The sequence below is a fragment of the Psychrobacter immobilis genome, from assembly GCF_904846175.1.
GTDB classification, from domain to species: Bacteria; Pseudomonadota; Gammaproteobacteria; order Pseudomonadales; family Moraxellaceae; genus Psychrobacter; species Psychrobacter immobilis_E.
This window is the reverse complement of the sequence record NZ_CAJGZM010000003.1, coordinates 133,932-152,865: the sequence shown is the minus strand read 5'-3', so window position 1 is coordinate 152,865 and position 18,934 is coordinate 133,932. Positions and strand designations below refer to the sequence as shown.

The following is an 18,934-nucleotide window of genomic DNA, read 5'->3' as shown; positions in this document are numbered from 1 at the left end:
TTTAGACATGAAAAAAGCCTCACTTCTTATTATAAGAAGTGAGGCTTTAGTGCTTTTGCAAGCCATATTTGGAGCGGGAAAAGAGATTCGAACTCTCGACCCCAACCTTGGCAAGGTTATGCTCTACCACTGAGCTATTCCCGCTGAATATCAAATCGCAATGTTGTTAACAACGACTACGTCTCGATAGGCTGGCTATTTTAGCAAATATTCTGGGCGTGTCAATAGCTTTTTTAAAAATTTTAACTAAGACTATGCTATTTAAGCCTTTTCGAGGTAGCATCTATGCTTATCGTATTGATTTTGGGCAGTATTTTAATTAGCTACATCAACAAAATAATTTTAAAGAAATATAAAGAATAATTCTAATATAGCGATAAAAGCTATTTTAACAATTCCCTTTACCAACATCGCTTACAAACATGGTTTAAAAACCTCACTTACAATCCTACCGCCTATTGTTACTTTTTCTGTCTAGGTTTTAACTTGTTAACATTATTATACTTATGCCTAATGACAGGTGGGGTAAAATTCTACTGTTTTAGTGGATGGCTGAGTGGTAGTAGAATTTCAATAATAAGCTGCCCTTACCTTTACTGTTTTGATATTGGCATTGTTTCACTTTATTTTTTCCATTTACAGCGAGGACGTTTTATGAAAAAGCTAATTACCACTACCGTTATGGCGGCATCATTATCAGCGTTGGCAATGACAGGTTGTTCTAGTACGACGAGCACCGGTGCCGTCGGCGTTGACCGTCAACAGCTATTACTGGTTTCAAACGAGCAAGTACTGCAGTTATCGGCGCAAAGTTATGCTAAAACCCTACAAGAAGCAAAGGCGCGTGGTTTACTTGACACCAATAAAGCACAGCTAAACCGCCTTAAAAACATCTCGAACCGTTTGGTCGGTCAAGTGGGCGTCTATCGTCCTGATGCAACAAAATGGCCTTGGGAAGTTCATACGATTAAGTCTAATGAGTTGAACGCTTTCGTCATGCCAGGTGGTAAGATTATGTTTTATTCAGGCATCATCGATCGCTTGAATTTATCGGATGACGAAATTGCCGCTATCATGGGTCATGAGATATCGCACGCCCTACGTGAGCACTCACGTGAGCGCCTATCGCGTCAATACGCGACGCAAACAGGTATCGGTGTCGCTGCTAGTATCTTTGGTCTATCACAAGGTCAGGCAGAGCTTGCTAACGTCGCTGGTGACTTAGGTCTTAGCCGCCCACACAGCCGCACGCAAGAAGCAGAAGCCGACCAAATCGGTCTTGAGCTGATGGCACGTGCAGGCTACAACCCACAAGCTGCGATTACCTTATGGCAAAAAATGCAACGCGCCAGCCAAGGTGAACCACCACAATTTTTGAGCACTCACCCAACCAGCAGCAACCGTATTGCGCAATTGCAGTCATTGATGCCTAAGGTGATGCCGATTTATCAGCAATCACGTCGCTAGTTTTGTATGAACATTAGATTTTAATCTAATAGAAAATGTGGACAACTAATAACAGCAGAGTGTAATAATGATTACGCTCTGCTTTTTTATGGGTGCTACTAAAGCATTTTGCCATGCTAATGCAGGTCTACTGCGTACAGCATAGCGGCACAATTGTCAGCGTCTGCTATAATGGGCGCAATCAGCCATTTAGATGGTGCAGTCGCATAAAATAAGGATGACTATGACTACTAATACGCCTACCAATACCCCGACCGCCGATGCTCTTAATAATAAGCTACAAGTCCTGCAAGCGCAGCATATTGAACTGGTGAATGAATCAATGAATCATGCCGGTTATTTTGACGGTAAAGAAAGCCACTTTAAACTGACCATTGTCAGTGAGGACTTTGAAGGCAAACGTTTGGTTGGCCGTCATCAGCTCGTATATGCTCTGGCAAATGAGCTATTGACCTCACAAGGCGGTCAAATCCATGCGTTGGCTATCCATGCTTATACGCCAACAGAGTGGCAAGGTCAAAGCCCTGACAGCCCATTATGCGCTGGACAAAACAAAGGCTAGATAGCTGTTTTTTAGGTCGCTATTTTTGAACAACTGACTTTGAAAAACCACCATTGAACATTATCGTTAAATATCATTCTTAAATGCTGCTATTAAATGCTGTTCCCAAATAATATAGATAAGCTGGCAAACGGCACCTTTAAAGGAAAATTTATCCAATGAAACACCTACATATGCTCATGGCTGTCCTGTTGATTGCGCTGTTTTTATACCAAAGCTATGTGGTATTAGGCACAAACAAAAAGCCACCATTTGCGGTAAAAATATCTACCCACATCCTCTATGCCGTCATTATCATTTCAGGGGCTGGTATGCTGGTGCAATTGATGAGCGTTAATGCGCCGGTGCAGTGGGTATTTGCAAAAATCATCTTACTCGTTGCGGCGCTCAGTGCCAGTATCAAAGCCTTTAATGACAATGCCACACCCAGCCAAAGAAAAACTGGCATTCTTATCGCAGGTATCGCCTATGTTGGTATCGTGGTACTCGCCTTTAGTAAGCCGGGAAATTTGTTTTAAGCGGTGCTAAACGATATATTTTTCAATATCTTAATTCACGGTTTTTTGCTATCTTAAATAAATATAAACCTCTCAACGTCGCCTTATGGAGCCATTATGAAAACTCTTACTGCAGCAACACTACTCGCAACAGCTGGCGTTTTTGCTCTCTCGGGCTGCGCCTCAACGGGTAATATTACCCCGCAATACGTACCACCAAGCACCTACCAAAGTTATGACTGCCAAGCACTGAGCCAAGAGTATAACCGTGTCAATCGCTATGTCGACGCGGCGCGTAATGAGCAATCAACCATAGCTGCCTCAGGTGTCGGCGTTGGGGTTTCCGCTGGACGCTGGGGTATCTCGCCTAATATCAGCTTTGGCGTTGGTAAAAGCAACAATACTCAAGCGCGTGATGCCAAATTATCAAGACTTTATGGTGAGCGTGATGCCATCATTCAGTCTGCCCGTATCCAACGTTGCAGCTTTGCCAATGGCGTGAAGATTTATGGTGAGTAGTCACTAATACTTAATTAAGCCGTATTAACTTGATAAGACTATCTAATAATGAATAACCTTCATACGCACTACGATACCTTAATGGTTTCTAGAAATGCTTCTGCGGAAGTCATACGAGCTGCATTTAAGTCTTTATCCCAGAAATACCATCCGGACAAGAATAAACATCCAGATGCTGATCGTATCATGCAACAATTTAATGAGTCATATAAGATACTATCTGACCCTATAGCACGTAGTAAATATGATAAATCACTATCTACATATGAACGTGAATCTAATGATAAACATGACTATGCTAGAGCAGATAATGGTTTAAAACGACAAAATAAAGTAGTAGTAATTAATATTCCAGAATCTATATCACTTAGTGCAGCTAAAGAAAAATTGCGTGAATTTTCATCTAATATTCCTGATTCAACAAAATCCAATATAAAAGAACTACCAGATTTGATATTTAAAATATTAATAGCCTTAGTTGTTACGACTGCAATACTCATGTTAATTGCTCTATTATTAACCTATGATTTTTAGTTTATATTCGATAAATAAGCTTTTATTTTTAATAAAACTGTAAAGTTAAAAAAGCCAATACGCGATAAGCATATTGGCTTTTTTATATCTAATAATCAGCAGTAAAAGCTCAATCAAAGCTTATAAATTTAAGCTTCTCACCCATTGCACAATTTGATCGCTAGGTAACGCACCAGATTGGCGCGCGATTTCTTTGCCATTTTTAAAGGCCACCATCGTCGGTAAGCTACGAATATTATAAGGTGCCGCCGCTTGCTCGTATTTATCGGTTTGTATTTTACCAAAAACCACTTGCGGCAACTGCTTGGCCGCGGCTTTAAACTGTGGTGCCATCATCAAACACGGCTGACACCAACTCGCCCAAAAATCAACGATCGTCAATACCTCATTCTTTTGAATAAGCTTATTGACCGTTTGGGTATTTAGTTCATGCGGACTAGCCGTTAATAATGGCTGACCGCATTTGCCGCAGTTTGGTGCCGCATTCAGCCGTGCTGCAGGTATACGATTGGTTGCCTGACAATGGGGGCAGACCAGATGAGAGTTTTGCTCACTCATTATAGAGCTCCTTTATCATTAGCACTGGAATTGGCACTCGTCTTAGCAAAGCACCCATGCTTAATATTTATTCATTGTTAAGATAAAAATTAAGCATTATTTAGCGCTTACACGTGTTCATCCCAAGCATTTTATATAACGGACAAAAACGGAATAGCCCAGTTAGAAAGGGAATTAGACCGACTACGCCCCACCAACTTTGGAAATAAAGCCCCAAGCCGATAATGACGACACCAACGATAATACGTAGTAAACGTTCAGTACTGCCGACGTTAATTTCCATGGCTAAATCCTTAGCTATTATTAATTGATCCTAAAAAACAGCCATCTTTTTATCTCACCATATTTCTCATCTCATGTTACATGATTAGCATTATAATGGCCGCTGCTCGTATTGTGCTTGCGTAACTTTTTGCTTAGCTATACTTACTTCTTAACAGTTTTTTTTCATTTTGTTAAAATATAATTGGTGCTTAAAGCGTATTAATCGGTACTTTTAAATAGCGCGTGCCATTGTCTTCAGGCTTGGGGAAATGACCAGCATCAATATTAAGTTGTACTGAAGGGATAATCAAGCGCGGCATCTCTAGATTAGCATCGCGGCGCTCGCGCATCTTGACAAACTCCGCTTCATTGATGCCCTCTTTGACATGGATATTACCAATCTTTTGCGCTGCTACCGTCGTGGTTGGGCAATGCTTGCGACCTTGACTCGGATAGTCATGGCATAAATACATGATGGTTTCATCAGGGAGTGCCAGCAGTTTTTGGATAGACTGATATAAGGTTTTAGCGTCCCCTCCCGGAAAGTCACAGCGCGCCGTACCGACATCGGGAGCAAAGAGCGTATCACCGACAAAGACCACGGTTTTTTCATCGTCAGCGGCAAGATACGCCATATCTGCACGGGTGTGACCGGGCACATACATGGCAGTGATCGTAATGCCGCCAAGCGTCAAAGTTTCGCCATCGTCGGTCAAGATATCAAACTGACTGGCATCGGTACGGAAGCTGCTATCAAAGTTAAAGATTTGCTTAAATATTTTTTGCACTTCGGTGATATGTTGCCCGATGACCAGTTTACCGCCAAGCTCATTTTTTACATGAATAGCAGCAGATATATGATCGGCATGAGCATGGGTTTCTATAATGTAAACCAGCTCCCAACCCTGCTCACGAACGAATGCTATCACTTCATCGACACTAGCCGTATCCGTACGCCCTGATTTGGCATCAAAATCTAGTACAGGATCAATGATCGCACACACTTGCTGCTGCACATCTGCGAGTACATGGGTGTAAGTCTCTGTGTCGCTATGTAAGAAAGAATGAACTTGCATGGCTACCTCTTTACTTTTATATGAATGTTTTAATTTTTAAGGTATTGTTCCGTATAATAGGCGCTAATTTATAGCATTTGCCTCTATTTAGAATATTTGCTTCTAGGTGCTACCTATACTTCTATCTATCACTACCAACCACTATAGCAATCATCATACAATTTATCAATTTATATAATGTAAATAATGATAACTTGCTATAAATTGCGATATCATTGATAATTAACTATATATAACCAACTCTTATCTATAAACTCTGCATTTTCTATCTATATCATTCATAAGGAGCTCGCTCTGACTACTTCAACTTCAGCATTGAGCACAACTAGCAATCCCACTGGCACGCTTGTATCTGCCAACGTAGCAGACTTTGTGCCCAAAGACCTTGCTGAGCAAATGCAACAAGCCTCCTTGCAAGCTAGCCAGTTATTGAAATCGCTCTCGCATCCTGATCGCTTATTACTCTTATGTCAGCTGACCCAAGGTGAGTACTGTGTCAGTGAGCTTGAGTCCTTGGTCGGTGTCGGTCAGCCAAGTTTATCGCAGCAGCTAGGTATCCTGCGTAAAGACGAGTTGGTGACGACCCGCCGCGAGGGTAAGCAAATCTATTATAGTATCGCAAGCGATGATGCATTATCGGTACTACAGTTATTGTATGAACGCTTTTGTGCCAAAACAGACGCCTAACTGGTCATTTAGTTTCTAATTGTCTTTAACTTTCTTTATTGTGATGACATATTGCTATGCCTTCTATCGCTACTCGTCTGATTCCTGCTTGGTTACGTCAGTATCAGCTGTCTGCCCTGCCGACTGACGTCATCGCGGGCTTGGTCGTTGGGGTGCTCGTCATTCCGCAAAGCTTAGGTTATGCGGTGCTAGCAGGATTGCCGCCTGTCTATGGACTCTATGCGGCTATCGTACCCGTGCTGGTGTATGCGTGGATAGGCTCAAGTAATGTGCAAGCTGTAGGGCCCGTCGCCATCACTGCGATTATGACGGCAAGTAGTTTGCATCCTTATGCCAATGAGGGTACGCAGCAATATATATTAATGGCAAGTTTATTGTCATTGATGGTAGGGACGATGTTATGGCTGGCAGGTCGGCTTAAGCTTGGCTGGATTATGCAGTTTATCAGTCGCGGCGTATCTGCAGGTTTCATCAGTGGCGCGGCGGTACTGATTTTTGTCAGTCAGCTTAAGTATCTGACGGGCATTCCTATTGCAGGTAATGGCCTCATAGGTTATTTATCGAGTATGCAGGTGTATGCCCGCCAGCTGCATCCACTAACCTTGGTTATCGGTGTTATTGCTTTTACGCTGTTGTTTGCCAATCGTTATGCAAGTAAATGGGTGTGGCGCTCTTGGTTATCGGCCTCTTATGCCAAATGGGCTGAGCGTCTATTTCCGCTCATTTTACTTGCTATTGCCATCGTGTTAAGCATGAGCTTACATTGGACAACAAACGGCGTGGCAACGATTGGTACTATTCCGCAGGGTCTGCCTACTTTTACCCTACCATACGTGCCAGATTTTCATGAAGCGCTCAACCTATTACCGAGCGCAGGTTTAATGGCATTGATTATCTTTGTCTCAAGCAGTTCAGTTGCCAGCAATTATGCACGCCTGCGCGGTGAGACCTTTGATGCCAATCGTGAGCTTACTGGTTTGGGGCTGGCCAATATGGCGGGCGGCTTTTTTCAAAGTTTTACGGTCGCTGGCGGTTTTTCACGTACTGCAATGAATGCTGACTCAGGTGCCAAAACACCGGTCGCAAGTTTAGTGACGATACTGGTCATGATTGCAGCGTTAATCGCTTTTGGCAATTTATTAGCACCTCTGCCCTATGCTCTACTGGGCGCGACCATCATGGCATCGATTGTCGGTCTCATTGATATGGCGACTTTAAAGTCAGCATGGCAACGCGACCGCTTAGATGCGGCCAGTTTTCTGGCTGCATTTATCGGTGTGCTGATATTTGGGTTAAATACTGGCTTGGTCATCGGTTTGATGGTGTCGTTTGCCAGCCTAATTTGGCAATCAAGCAAACCACATGTCGCCGTCGTTGGTCAGCTAGCGGGCACAGGACACTTTCGCAACATCAATCGTCATGATGTGGTGACCTTTAGCAATTTATTGATGCTGCGTATTGATGAAAGCTTGTTTTTTGGCAATAGTGAATCCGTGCATCGCAGGGTCATACAAGCGACGCAGCAATATCCTGAAGCGCATGAGATTATCTTGATTATGTCAGCGGTCAATCATATTGATTTGACCGGACAAGAGATGCTTATCAGCCTCAATCAAGAGCTATTGAATCAAAAAAAGCACTTAAGCTTTAGCTTTATCAAGGGACCGGTGATGGACATCATTGAGCATACACCGGTCATTACCCATCTATCAGGGCACGTTTATTTAAGTACCATGGATGCGGTCAATGCGCTTAAGGATGTCTGACAACGCCCTGCACGTATCCATCCTATGTCACACTATGTCAAATCATTAATGACCGTTATTGTCAGTGACAAAACAGAGATATGATAAAAGCTGTGTTATGCTAAATTACTATTAGATTTAAAACTTACCGTCTCTAGAAACATCAGAAAATCTAACGCCATTTAATATATGCGACCGAAAAACTTATGACCGATGATTTAACCATTTATAAGCAAATTTACCCAAGCCAATGCGTCAAGATTGCCGAGCTTGGTTACCGCTCTGTGCTCAATATTCGACCTGACGCTGAGACAGAGACGCAGCCCAATAGCTGTGACTTTACCCATGCGACGGCAAAGGCCAACCTCACATATCAGCATTTACCGTTTGATGATGAGCGTTTAAGCATGGCGACTGTCGAGCAGTTTGCAGCTTTTTATCGCACCATGCCCAAACCCATCCTGATGTTTTGCGGAACGGGTGCACGCGCCAAATTACTGTATCAGAGTGCGCTGATGCAAGGCTTGTTGTAGAGAGCAGATATGCTTTATTGAAATATTTTAATCCAAGCGCAAAAGTTTCATTTTTACGCTAAAAAATAACAAGGAGCTCTTATGAGCCATCAAGTTAGTATTACCGGACAAATCACCCCTGACCAAGTACCTATGATTGCTGAAAATGGTTTTAAAACCATTATTAACAACCGTCCAGATGGTGAAGAACCAAACCAACCGACTAGCGCCGAGATTGAAGCTGCCGCTAAAAAAGCAGGACTTGCTTATAAAGAAGTGTCTTTTGCTGGTAGTGAGCTCAATCAAAACCATGTTGAAGAGTTTGCTGATTTTTTTAACCAAGCTGAGCAGCCAATGCTGATTTTTTGCCGTACCGGTAACCGCTCAACAGGTATTTATGAAGCGGCAAAGCGTATGGATTTATTAGACGATTAATAATTTAAATATAATTGCTACTGCTTCAAAAACGCCCGTCCAGATTTTGGATGGGCTTTTTTTTACACATTACTCAACTATAGACTGGTTATTACTCAATATTAAAGACATAATAAAATCCTACTGATACCGCTTGATAGGAATTTATAATGCAAAAACCGCTACTCATCATCGGCAATAAAAATTATTCGTCGTGGTCATTGCGAGCTTGGCTACTACTCAAGGCATTTAACATTGATTTTGATGAGCAACTGATTGAGCTGTTTCATCCATCAGCGACAGCCCTTCTTAATGAGCATGCGCCAACCGGCAAAGTACCAGTTTTGGTTTATGGTCAAGACAACGATAATAACAGCGATAAAGTCACGGTCTGGGATACCTTAGCGATTGCCATTCACGCCAATGATTATTTGACAGAGTTAGATGTTTGGACAGGACTGAGTAAGTCTAATACTAAGAATAATACCAGTAACAGAATAAATAGCGCTTATTGCCAAAGCATCGTCGCTGAGATGCATTCAGGTCTGATGGGGATTCGTAGTGAGATGCCGATGAACATTCGAGCTAAATCGAAAATACAACCAAGCGCTGCATGCTTAAAAGATATCGCTCGTATAGAAAATATATTTGCAGATTGTTTAAAAAATCGTCCAAAAGACAGCTATCTGTTTGGTGCATTCACAGCTGCCGATACTTTTTTCGCCCCTGTAGTTCTACGCTTGCAGACTTATGCGGATGCCTCGGGCATACCATTAAAACCAATAACCAAACATTATTGTGAGACGATGTTAAACAATACTCATCTACATGCTTGGATCGAGTCAGCTTTAAAAGAGAAACGCGTTATTAAAGAAGATGAAGCGGGTGAATTACTCTCGGTAGCTGGTGTATTGGCAGGTTAAACCTTAACCAGTACGCAAAAAAAACACCCCTAAAACCATAGTAGACTTTAGGGGTGTAAGACTTTGGTAAAAGCTAAATAACTTACTGCATCACCAAATATTCAAACGCTGATAATGCCGCTTTTGAACCTTCGCCCATCGCAATATTAATTTGCTTAAATGGTACGGTCGTGACATCACCACAAGCAAAGATACCTTTGCGATCGGTGCGGCAGCGCTCGTCAATCTCAATCTCACCAAAGCGGTTTAAATCGACAAAGCCTTTGACAAACGCAGTATTCGGCACCAAACCAATCTGCACAAACACTGCTGAAACATCAAGCTCTTTGGTCTCACTACTGCTACGGTCTTGATAAACGATAGATGTCACTTTACCATCATTCGCTTTAATCTCTTGGGTTGCAGCACTGGTAATGATATCAATATTTGCTTTTTCTTTGGCTTTATTAATCAATACTTGGTCGGCTTTTAAATCATCGGCAAATTCAAGGACGGTTACATGCTTCACAATACCTGCCAAGTCTAACGCCGCCTCAATACCGGAGTTACCGCCACCGATGACAGAGATGTCTTTACCTTTAAAGAAAGGACCATCACAGTGCGCACAGTAAGCAACGCCTTTACCGACGTTTTCATCTTCACCTGGGACACCAAGTTTACGCCACTGGGCACCGGTCGCTAAGATAATACTGCGCGTCTCAAACGTCTCACCGGTATTCAGATGAATACGATAGTTTTCATCTTCAGTTTCACTAATTTCTTTGACGCTGACATGTTCTTTGAGCGTAATATCATATTCGCGCAAATGCTTTTCAAAGTTCGCCGACAGCTCACTACCGGTCGTTAAAGGTACAGAGATTAAGTTTTCGATATCTTGTGTATCTTTGACTTGCCCGCCAATACGGTCAGCGACCATAGTGACTTTAAGACCTTTACGCGCCGTGTAAATCGCTGCCGCAACGCCAGCGGGACCTGCACCAATAATCGTCACATCTTGCTGCTCTAACTGTTCAGCATCGTCATCAGCTTCTGCTAATAAATCAGGGAATTGCTCTTGTAATTTCTCAATCAATTTAGCCGTGTCAATCAGACCATTAGCAAACGGCTTACCGTTTAAAAACACTGCTGGTACGCCTTGGATGTTATTCGCTTCTACTTGCTCTTGGAATAATGCACCATCGATCATCTCATTGCTGATGTCATCGTTTAACAGCGCGAATTGGTTCAGTGCTTGCACAACTTCTGGGCAACTGTGGCAAGAGAGTGAGACATAGGTTTGAAACTGCAGCGGTTTATTAAAGCGCTTTATCAGCTTTTGAATGCCTTCATCTAGTTTTAACGTATGACCACCGGCTTGCAAGATCGCCAAAATCAGAGACGTAAATTCATGACCACCAGGGATACCGCTAAACACAATACCAGTATCGGTCAATACATCATCGATATGACTGATCACTTTAAAACTAATCGGGCTTGGTAAGCTGTCATCGGTAGCTGTACTATCAAAATTAATTTTATCCGTAGTCCCTGCAATTTTGGTCAAAAAATCAATCAGCTCAGCACGCTTGCTATGTTCTCCGCTACCCAATACAAATGTAATTGGACGGGTCATGTTTTCACTGTAGCTTTTGACTGCATCTAATAAACTTTGATCTATCATGTTTGTTCCTCATTATTATTAAATATGTAACGTCAGCTACGATGCTGGACATTTAAATAGGGTTTGGTGATAAGTTAAGTCGCTGATTTAAAAGCTATAAATACTTGTCTTATCACCTTTGATACGTCTATTATCAAGGGTTTGGGCATTTTGAGCAAGCCGATAAACTCAAACCTTATGTTTTATAAAACAAATCATAAATAGTCATTATTATTTAATTTCAAAACTACTTATAAATAAAAGATAGTGATAGTCATGGTATCTAGTAAATTTTTTCGCTACAATCGAATGAGGCGAATAAGAAAAAATCTTATTTACCTATCAGTAGATTGATGGTTATTTGCACTTATTAAACGCCCTTTCTGCTACCAGTAAACCTGTTTATAATTGAGCTGAATAACGATTTGGCTTAATGACATTGAAGTCTCACAATCATAGCAATTCATCACAGCACTCTTAACTAAAAATGCGCTATTGCTTTAATAAGCTTGCGCTTCATAACAAGGATGACAAGATGAGAAAGACGGATACATGGCAAGACAACAGAGAAATTATTGCTGAGCTTAAACAAAAAGACAGCCACTTTGCGACTATTTTTGATGAACATACGCAGCTTGATCAGCAAATCAATCAGCTAGATAAAGATTTGGTGACGCATGCCAGTCGCGATGAGGAAATAGAACAAATGAAAAGGCGAAAGCTGCATCTAAAAGATGAGATTTATAAAATAATTGATAAAAATAAATTACAATCTCATGCTTAACTAGTGGCTAGTTTATACCGCTAGATATTATAAAGTCTTATAAGATTGAGACAAAAAAAAGACCCCATTAGCATAAGTTAATGGGATCTTTTTTTAGCACTTTATTTAGTATTATCAATCAGCAAATACCGCTTTAAATAATACTAAAATTTTAATCTAATAATTTTAGTCTAATAAAGAACGACTTAGATTTTACCAACGAGATCAAGACTTGGTTTCAATGTTGCTTGACCGGCTTCCCAAGCTGCTGGGCAAACTTCGCCGTCGTTCTCACGAACGTATTGTGCCGCTTTTACTTTACGTAGCATGTCTTTTGCACTACGGCCGATACCGCCAGCATGAATCTCAGCAACTTGAATCAAGCCGTCTGGATCTACTAAGAATGTACCACGCTCAGCCAAACCTGCTTCTTCAATCATGACGTTAAAGCCACGAGTGATACGGCCAGTAGGATCGCCAATCATTGGGTAAGTAACTTTGCCGATTGCTTCTGAAGAATCATGCCATGCTTTATGAGTGAAATGCGTATCGGTTGATACTGAGTACACTTCTACGCCTAGGCCTTTTAGCTCTTCGTAATGTGCTGCCATGTCTTCAAGTTCAGTTGGGCAAACAAAGGTAAAATCGGCTGGGTAAAATAGGAAAATCGCCCAGCTACCTTTTACGTCTTCAGAGGTGATGGTTTTAAACTCACCGTTTACAAACGCTTCTGCTGAAAATTCTGGGATTTCTTGATTGATAATAGACGCCATGATTGGCTCCTTTTTTTTGATTGATGGTAAGGTAAGGTAATTAAAATTTATTTTAGGTTTGTTTCTATTAACCCTTCTAATCTCTGGGCTACCTGACAAACTATACGCGAATTCTATGGTTAATCAAATTAAAAGTTTTTAATTTGATGTTTTGTTTTATTAAACTTGTTAAACTATTCTATCTGCTTTTTTTATCTATGTATCAACGCTAATAGATAGTTGACATAAGATAAATAAGTACAATAAATTGCCTGAAAAACCCATTAATAGAGAGGTTTTATGATTACTTTACGCCAACTCGAGTTTGCCTTAGCGGTTGCAAAACATCGTCATTTTAAACGTGCGGCGGAAGACTGCAATATTTCGCAATCAGCGCTGAGTTTAGGTATCGCTGAGTTAGAAAAACAACTGGATACGCAGATTTTTGAGCGCAATAATAAGCAAGTCTTGATTACGCCTATCGGCGAGGACATTTTGACGCGGGCGCAGCGGGTGTTTTCTGAAGTCAACGATTTGACCACGCGCGCGCATAGCCATCAGTCGCCGCTTGCTTACCCTATGACCGTGGGTATCATTCCAACGATTGCCCCTTATTTGCTGCCAAAAGTATTGCCTGCGCTGCGTCAACACTATCCAGAATTTCGTATGACCATCGTTGAGCAGCAAACGGAACGCTTACTTGAGCAAGTGCGTTACGGTCATATTGATACCGCTATTATTGCGCTCCCCTATGCGGTCGATGGCTTGCATACCTTTGAGTTCTGGGCAGAGGATTTCTTTGCCGTCTTTCCAAAAGACGATGTCCATGCCAAGCTCAAAACCATCAACGCTGATGAGCTAGCAACGGCCAATCTGATGCTACTTGGCGAAGGACATTGCCTGACCGATCAAACCTTAACCGTCTGTCATTTTGACCGCGCGCAAATGAAATCGAGCTTTTCTGATGCCAGCTTAAATACCCTGATACAAATGGCGCTTGCCAATATGGGGACGACATTAGTGCCAGAGATGGCCCTCGATCAGCTGCATCTACAAAATCAAAATGCAGTCGCGGTGCCATTAGCCGAGGAAGGACCACATCGTCATATCGCTTTTGTCACCCGCTTGAATTATGCCCGCGTCGATGATGTTAATTTGCTCGGCAAGCTGTTTAAACAAGCATTTGAAGATGCTGCTAATAAAGAATAAGTCACTGGTGCTAAATCTTAAGGAGTCATCACACGAAGGGTAACTATGGATCGGTCGTCAAAAATAGATACTGAGCTTGGTAAGATTTTCGAGTGGCATTTATCTGCTATTAACAATGCTATCGAGCCAGTAATATTAAAAGCGCTGTGGCAAGATATCGCCATGCGCTATAACGAAACCCAGCGCGTTTATCATAGCTTGCAGCATATTCGGCAGCTGTTTGGGCAGTTCGAACAGGTTAAGCATCATTTGAATGAGCCGCATATTATCGCCTTGGCACTGTTTTTTCATGATGTGATATATACGCCAACGTGCGTAGATAATGAGCTTAAAAGTGCAGAATATGCCGTAGAGTCGTTAAATTCTTATCTGAGTGCTGAGCAATGCCAATATATCTACGCGCTAATTATGATGACGGCTAGCCATCAAATTGACAAGACTGATGATTGGTTAGATAAATCTAAAAAAAGCGATGCCGCCTATTTACTAGATATGGATTTAAGTGTTTTGGGAGCATCTTGGTCGGAGTATCAACAATATGCCCAAGCCGTACGCCAAGAGTATGCTCACATCTCAAACGTCAATTACCGCGTCGGACGCATATCAGTGTTAAAAGGATTATTAGCGCACCAAACGCTTTATCTAACTGATTACTATCATTCCCGCCTAGAAGAACAAGCTCGAGAAAACATTAAGCGTGAGATTAAGATTTTACACGCATCTTAATAAATAACTCACTGCACTGACGCGCCGGATGCGAGTTATAGCTCGTCTCCATAATTTCAATATCAAAATGACGCTCAAAACGCTGCTGGTATTCAGCTTTTGTACCGCCAAATGGTGGCTCGTTTCGTCCAAAGTCTTTATCAAACAGCAAACCAATCAGCTTACCATTTGGTTTCAGTAACGCTGCCATCTGCTGCACATATTCGTCACGGCGTGATGGATTTATCGCACAAAAAAACGTCTGCTCCAGCACCCAATCAAACTGATATTGCGCAGGCGATAACTCAAAAAAATCAGCACAGATTAAATGCTTAACAGGAAAATCAGGATAACGCTCAGCAAACGCTGCAATCGGCGCAGGGGCAAAATCAACCAAGGTAACATTGGTAAAACCTTGCTCATGCAGATAGCCTACCTCATAAGCATTACCCGCACCCGGTACTAGAATCGATTGATCTTTAGCAGATTCAGGCAGTTGGTCAATATAGGCTTTGAGTGGTGGTGACACCTGTCCCATATCCCAGCCGATACTGTCTTGCTCATAACGCTGCTGCCAAAACTCCGCTTGATTGACGTTTTCCATATCACATCCTTGTCTCGATAAAGAACCTTATATTAGCAGATTAAGGCATGACATCCGGTTATTTAGAAGTAGGCTATACTTTAATCTAGCTGACCTGTTTTACCTGCCAGCATATTATGCCAATACTGATAATCAGGCATAGCGGTCGCCACCGTTTGCCAAAAAGCGCGGCTATGATTGGCATGATGCAGATGACACAGCTCATGGACGATGACATATTCGGTACATTCAATAGGATAAGCAGGCAGATAGATGGATAACCAAATCCGCCGTGCGCGGGTATTGCAACTGCCCCAGCGCGTATGCATTTTCTTTAGGCGTATCTCATTAGCGTGAGCACCAACAATTGGTTGCCACTTTTTAAATAATGCAGGTACAACTTCAGAAAGCTGTTGCCGATAGTAGGCAATCTTTTCATCATGACTCAGCGTGAACGATTGCTTTACACCCCACAATAGCAGCGTGTTATTGGCAATCGAAGCATCTTTTGAAGGAATTTGCTTGCGTTTATATTGCTCTAATACTTGCGCGTGATTTGCTATCGCCCATGGCACACGTTTCTCTATAGCGAGTGCGGCTTGCGCTGAGCTAATAAATAACGGCACAGAAACTAGTAGTTTATGGGGTTTTAAGCGAAAGTTAATATTTTTGACCCGCTTTTTAGTGATACGTAGCTCAATATCCGCTTGCGCCAAATAATGTATAGCGCTGTCTAATAAAAACGAATGATTTTCTGACGGCACATTCATGTTCAGAGTGCTTGTAAGTGATTATCGAACGACATCATATGATATTTGCTGTCTATAAAAATACGCTCACCGTTATCTACAGTATCTAGTTGTGCAGCTGCCAAGTTATTAACAGTTAACGCGGTTAACTGACCTTGGCCATCACTAACGATAAAACCTGATTGCTCATTATTACCTTCTGCTTTTTCAGTATTATTATTAAACAATACTGCTGCACCAGCACAATCTGGCAGGCTAATATCATCAATTAATGTACGAGTGTTTAAATCATAAATCGCCGCGCAACCGCCAATCGGCGTGGTCACACATAATAAGTTACGCTCACTATCAACCGCTACACTAGCGATATATTGATGAAAGCGCTGCCATTGGTTATTGGGCATCATAAGGGGTTTAAAATCAGGTTCACCGCGTTGATGAGTCAAAACTAACGGCACATTGATATGCTTTTCGCCTTGGAATTGAATGCCTATCATCACCGTTCCATCATTATGCATGGCTAGATGACGCACGCTCATCTGATTGTGTTCAGGGATAATTTGCTCAAATAAATCGCCATTATGGCGGTTTAGGTACACCAGTGATGGGCGCATGCTGTCAAGATTGAGCTCTGCACGCGACGCTTGCTCGGTTTTGATACCGCCATTCGCAATCACTAGCGTTTCGCCATCAGGATGCATAATCAGCTCGTGCGGACCGATACCGTGCGAGTCAAACTCTGCTATTTTTTTATAATGATCATCAGCATCATAGATACCGATTTTACCATCCAAACTTATCGTGTCATTTTCGGTCACATAGAGCAGTTTACCGTCTAGGCTGTAGCAAGCATGCCCATAAAAGTGGCGATGAGTAGATGCTTTAATAGCAAACTTTACTTGCCCGGTTGCTGTATCTAATACCCAAAAATTTTCACTCGGACGCCGACCCATGACAACGACATCGCGATTTCGATTATGGTTAACATTTTGGTTGTGGTTAGAAAAGTTACTTTCACGGTCAAGAACAGGCTGGACGACAATATCGTGGACACGTTCTGGCATGGTCGTTTGCCAAACGAGTTGTCTATCGGCGGCGATACCGACCACACCAAAGTCATGCTCATTATGACAGGCATCAGCGCCATCATCATTTGCTAACACGACACTTTTTGGCATAGATGCCACGCCACTAACCCAACAAACGGGGCGCGTCAGTACTGTGGTGGTATGTAGAGGGCTAAAATCAGCTAGGTTATTATGATTGGCGTTTTGCTTACCTTCTATCGGTAACCGATAAGCCTGTTGCCATGCAAAAGTCGCTTGCTGACAAGCGTGGCGAAACTGTACGAGCTCGAGTTTAGGTGTTGAGGTTAACGACTGCAACTGCGAGCACATACCTACTACATAGTCGCGCAAGCTGGCATCAGGATGGTGCTGCTTGCGATAACGATGATGAATACCGACAAGCACGGCTGTACCTATGACAGTAGAAAGCATGGTCAATGCCGATATCGCAAACAGCTCAGAATTAGGCTGATTCTCTTGTGGCGCCTGTTGTGACTGCCCTTGTGAATTACTTGCTGTTTTAGTGTCAATAGAATGCATTTTTTAATCGCCATCAGTACTGTTAAAGCCCACACGGATACCGAGGGTCGGAATCAATTGGCGTTTAATAATGCGTGTAATAGTCGTCAGCTTGTCATACAACTCTTGCTGGGTGGCTTTATCAGCAGTCGCCAAGTCTTCTGGCATTTGAGCCAATAAGGTGGTCGCATCAGCAAGCGCGGTCGATAAGGTATCGGCCACTGCATTTTCATTATTGCTACCAAGAATAGCGGTCAATACCGGATCGGTCATTGCTTTATTCAGCGTGGCCAATTTAGCATTTATAATCGCGCGGCTTTGACCTGCGGTCGCAGCTGGCAAATGGCCTTTTTTCTTACCCGTTAAACCTAATGGCTGATCGATAGCATTAGATTTCATGGTCTCAACCAATGACAATAAAGAATTAAACCATTGATTCAAACCTTGATCGCTCTCAGCAGTTTTATCAATCGCTAATAAAGTGGTTGAGTTTTGCTGCCAGTTTTTCTCAATATCTTTTAGGCGCGTGCTTAAGGCACTGCTTGCGCTCAGCACATAAGCGCATTGCCCAGCATCCAAGCTGTCATTGGCATATAACGCTTCTTCTAATCCCGGTATACCTTGGACAATAGCGCTTTCATTAGCCAGTTGCTCAGCGGTAAGCTTAGGATTGGCAGCAATGAGATCGGCAACGCCACCATGTACCAGCCCGCGCTCATCAGGATAATAATTGATATATAAATTACTCATACTCGCAGTTGCTGGACCGAAGTTAACCATCTCAGCGCCAGCCCATGCTTGTGCGAGCACCAGCCATTGGTCACGCAGCGCTTGCAACTCATCGCCACTAACTGGCGCCTGCTGACAATGCTTTTGTGCCAACTCATGCAATAAATCACTCTGCTTCGCTGCATCTGCATAAGCTGGAATAACAATATCATTTGCCACATGGGTCAAATAGGTCTTTTCAGTATCAGCGCTAATATCAACAGCAGTAACTTTATCTGCACTATTGTCTTTTTCAGTTGTAGCCTTAGAAGTAGCACTTTCTTGGGCGACTTGTCTATCTACTTCTGGCGCTTTGCTCTCATCAGCAGGTTTGACACAGCTGATAAGGATGCCAGCACTTAATGCTGATAGTGCCATTGCTAATGCAGGGTTTATTTTCATAGTTTTCTCAGTATTTATAT

General features: G+C 42.4%; 22 protein-coding genes and 1 tRNA gene. 13 read left to right on the top strand and 10 right to left on the bottom strand.

Features of this window, described 5'->3' with window-relative positions:
• Window positions 1-69 precede the first annotated feature (69 nt).
• Window positions 70-144: transfer RNA gene (locus tag JMW39_RS05220), tRNA-Gly, on the bottom strand.
• Window positions 145-654: 510 nt separating this feature from the next.
• Between JMW39_RS05220 and JMW39_RS05215 the strand changes: the two genes are divergently transcribed.
• The 5 genes from JMW39_RS05215 to JMW39_RS05195 all read left to right on the top strand — a co-directional run bounded on the left by JMW39_RS05215 (window position 655) and on the right by JMW39_RS05195 (window position 3,579).
• Window positions 655-1,467 (top strand): M48 family metallopeptidase, encoded by an 813-nt coding sequence (locus JMW39_RS05215; RefSeq protein ID WP_201544555.1) that lies wholly within the window; start codon window positions 655-657, stop codon window positions 1,465-1,467.
• A 217-nt stretch (window positions 1,468-1,684) separates the two neighbouring features.
• On the top strand, window positions 1,685-2,029 hold the full coding sequence (locus JMW39_RS05210) for a BolA family protein (RefSeq protein ID WP_201544553.1): 345 nt from the start codon (window positions 1,685-1,687) through the stop codon (window positions 2,027-2,029).
• A 158-nt stretch (window positions 2,030-2,187) separates the two neighbouring features.
• The gene (locus tag JMW39_RS05205) at window positions 2,188-2,547 is read left to right on the top strand and encodes a SirB2 family protein (RefSeq protein WP_201544551.1); all 360 of its coding nucleotides are present in this window, start codon (window positions 2,188-2,190) and stop codon (window positions 2,545-2,547) included.
• Window positions 2,548-2,643: 96 nt separating this feature from the next.
• On the top strand, window positions 2,644-3,045 hold the full coding sequence (locus tag JMW39_RS05200) for a hypothetical protein (RefSeq protein ID WP_201544549.1): 402 nt from the start codon (window positions 2,644-2,646) through the stop codon (window positions 3,043-3,045).
• A 48-nt stretch (window positions 3,046-3,093) separates the two neighbouring features.
• Complete coding sequence (locus tag JMW39_RS05195) at window positions 3,094-3,579, top strand: J domain-containing protein (RefSeq protein WP_201544547.1); 486 nt, start codon at window positions 3,094-3,096, stop codon at window positions 3,577-3,579.
• A 120-nt stretch (window positions 3,580-3,699) separates the two neighbouring features.
• On the opposite strand, the gene trxC is transcribed toward JMW39_RS05195, so the two are convergent.
• The 3 genes from trxC to JMW39_RS05180 all read right to left on the bottom strand — a co-directional run bounded on the left by trxC (window position 3,700) and on the right by JMW39_RS05180 (window position 5,477).
• Complete coding sequence (gene trxC / locus JMW39_RS05190; RefSeq protein WP_201544539.1) at window positions 3,700-4,137, bottom strand: thioredoxin TrxC; 438 nt, start codon at window positions 4,135-4,137, stop codon at window positions 3,700-3,702.
• A gap of 100 nt (window positions 4,138-4,237) precedes the next feature.
• A complete protein-coding gene (locus JMW39_RS05185) occupies window positions 4,238-4,420 on the bottom strand; it encodes a DUF2892 domain-containing protein (RefSeq protein WP_201544537.1) in 183 nt (60 codons plus the stop codon).
• 190 nt (window positions 4,421-4,610) lie between these two features.
• On the bottom strand, window positions 4,611-5,477 hold the full coding sequence (locus JMW39_RS05180; protein ID WP_201544535.1) for an MBL fold metallo-hydrolase: 867 nt from the start codon (window positions 5,475-5,477) through the stop codon (window positions 4,611-4,613).
• 372 nt (window positions 5,478-5,849) lie between these two features.
• On the opposite strand from JMW39_RS05180, the gene JMW39_RS05175 reads away from it, so the two are divergent.
• The 5 genes from JMW39_RS05175 to JMW39_RS05155 all read left to right on the top strand — a co-directional run bounded on the left by JMW39_RS05175 (window position 5,850) and on the right by JMW39_RS05155 (window position 9,758).
• Window positions 5,850-6,164 carry a metalloregulator ArsR/SmtB family transcription factor gene (locus JMW39_RS05175; protein WP_320157910.1) on the top strand — a complete coding sequence of 105 codons (315 nt, stop codon included), beginning with the start codon at window positions 5,850-5,852 and terminating at the stop codon, window positions 6,162-6,164.
• Between the two features lie 56 nt (window positions 6,165-6,220).
• Window positions 6,221-7,930, top strand: coding sequence for a SulP family inorganic anion transporter (locus JMW39_RS05170; RefSeq protein ID WP_201544533.1), 1,710 nt, complete (start codon window positions 6,221-6,223; stop codon window positions 7,928-7,930).
• A gap of 185 nt (window positions 7,931-8,115) precedes the next feature.
• A complete protein-coding gene (locus JMW39_RS05165; protein ID WP_183620293.1) occupies window positions 8,116-8,442 on the top strand; it encodes a beta-lactamase hydrolase domain-containing protein in 327 nt (108 codons plus the stop codon).
• A gap of 81 nt (window positions 8,443-8,523) precedes the next feature.
• A complete protein-coding gene (locus JMW39_RS05160; RefSeq protein ID WP_201544531.1) occupies window positions 8,524-8,856 on the top strand; it encodes a TIGR01244 family sulfur transferase in 333 nt (110 codons plus the stop codon).
• Between the two features lie 149 nt (window positions 8,857-9,005).
• Complete coding sequence (locus JMW39_RS05155) at window positions 9,006-9,758, top strand: glutathione S-transferase family protein (protein WP_201544522.1); 753 nt, start codon at window positions 9,006-9,008, stop codon at window positions 9,756-9,758.
• An 82-nt stretch (window positions 9,759-9,840) separates the two neighbouring features.
• Here the strand turns inward: JMW39_RS05155 and ahpF are convergent, their stop codons facing one another.
• Window positions 9,841-11,418 (bottom strand): alkyl hydroperoxide reductase subunit F, encoded by a 1,578-nt coding sequence (ahpF, locus tag JMW39_RS05150; RefSeq protein ID WP_201544520.1) that lies wholly within the window; start codon window positions 11,416-11,418, stop codon window positions 9,841-9,843.
• A 514-nt stretch (window positions 11,419-11,932) separates the two neighbouring features.
• Here ahpF and JMW39_RS05145 point away from each other — a divergent pair.
• The gene (locus tag JMW39_RS05145; protein WP_201544518.1) at window positions 11,933-12,181 is read left to right on the top strand and encodes a YdcH family protein; all 249 of its coding nucleotides are present in this window, start codon (window positions 11,933-11,935) and stop codon (window positions 12,179-12,181) included.
• 185 nt (window positions 12,182-12,366) lie between these two features.
• Here the strand turns inward: JMW39_RS05145 and ahpC are convergent, their stop codons facing one another.
• The gene (gene ahpC, locus JMW39_RS05140) at window positions 12,367-12,933 is read right to left on the bottom strand and encodes an alkyl hydroperoxide reductase subunit C (protein ID WP_201544516.1); all 567 of its coding nucleotides are present in this window, start codon (window positions 12,931-12,933) and stop codon (window positions 12,367-12,369) included.
• Between the two features lie 279 nt (window positions 12,934-13,212).
• Here ahpC and JMW39_RS05135 point away from each other — a divergent pair, with 279 nt between their 5' ends.
• Window positions 13,213-14,121: a hydrogen peroxide-inducible genes activator gene (locus JMW39_RS05135; protein ID WP_201544514.1), complete on the top strand. Its 909-nt coding sequence runs from the start codon at window positions 13,213-13,215 to the stop codon at window positions 14,119-14,121.
• 45 nt (window positions 14,122-14,166) lie between these two features.
• On the top strand, window positions 14,167-14,847 hold the full coding sequence (locus tag JMW39_RS05130) for a hypothetical protein (protein WP_201544512.1): 681 nt from the start codon (window positions 14,167-14,169) through the stop codon (window positions 14,845-14,847).
• Here JMW39_RS05130 and JMW39_RS05125 read toward each other — a convergent pair.
• From JMW39_RS05125 to JMW39_RS05110, 4 genes are all read right to left on the bottom strand, one after another.
• Entirely contained in the window at window positions 14,825-15,430 is a 606-nt protein-coding gene (locus JMW39_RS05125) for a methyltransferase domain-containing protein (RefSeq protein ID WP_201544510.1), read from the bottom strand. The two genes, JMW39_RS05130 and JMW39_RS05125, sit on opposite strands and share 23 nt — an antisense overlap.
• Window positions 15,431-15,510: 80 nt before the next feature.
• Entirely contained in the window at window positions 15,511-16,179 is a 669-nt protein-coding gene (locus JMW39_RS05120; protein WP_201544508.1) for a M48 family metallopeptidase, read from the bottom strand.
• 2 nt (window positions 16,180-16,181) lie between these two features.
• Window positions 16,182-17,765 carry a DUF1513 domain-containing protein gene (locus JMW39_RS05115; RefSeq protein WP_201544506.1) on the bottom strand — a complete coding sequence of 528 codons (1,584 nt, stop codon included), beginning with the start codon at window positions 17,763-17,765 and terminating at the stop codon, window positions 16,182-16,184.
• Window positions 17,766-17,768: 3 nt separating this feature from the next.
• Window positions 17,769-18,914 (bottom strand): imelysin family protein, encoded by a 1,146-nt coding sequence (locus tag JMW39_RS05110; protein WP_201544504.1) that lies wholly within the window; start codon window positions 18,912-18,914, stop codon window positions 17,769-17,771.
• Window positions 18,915-18,934 lie beyond the last annotated feature (20 nt).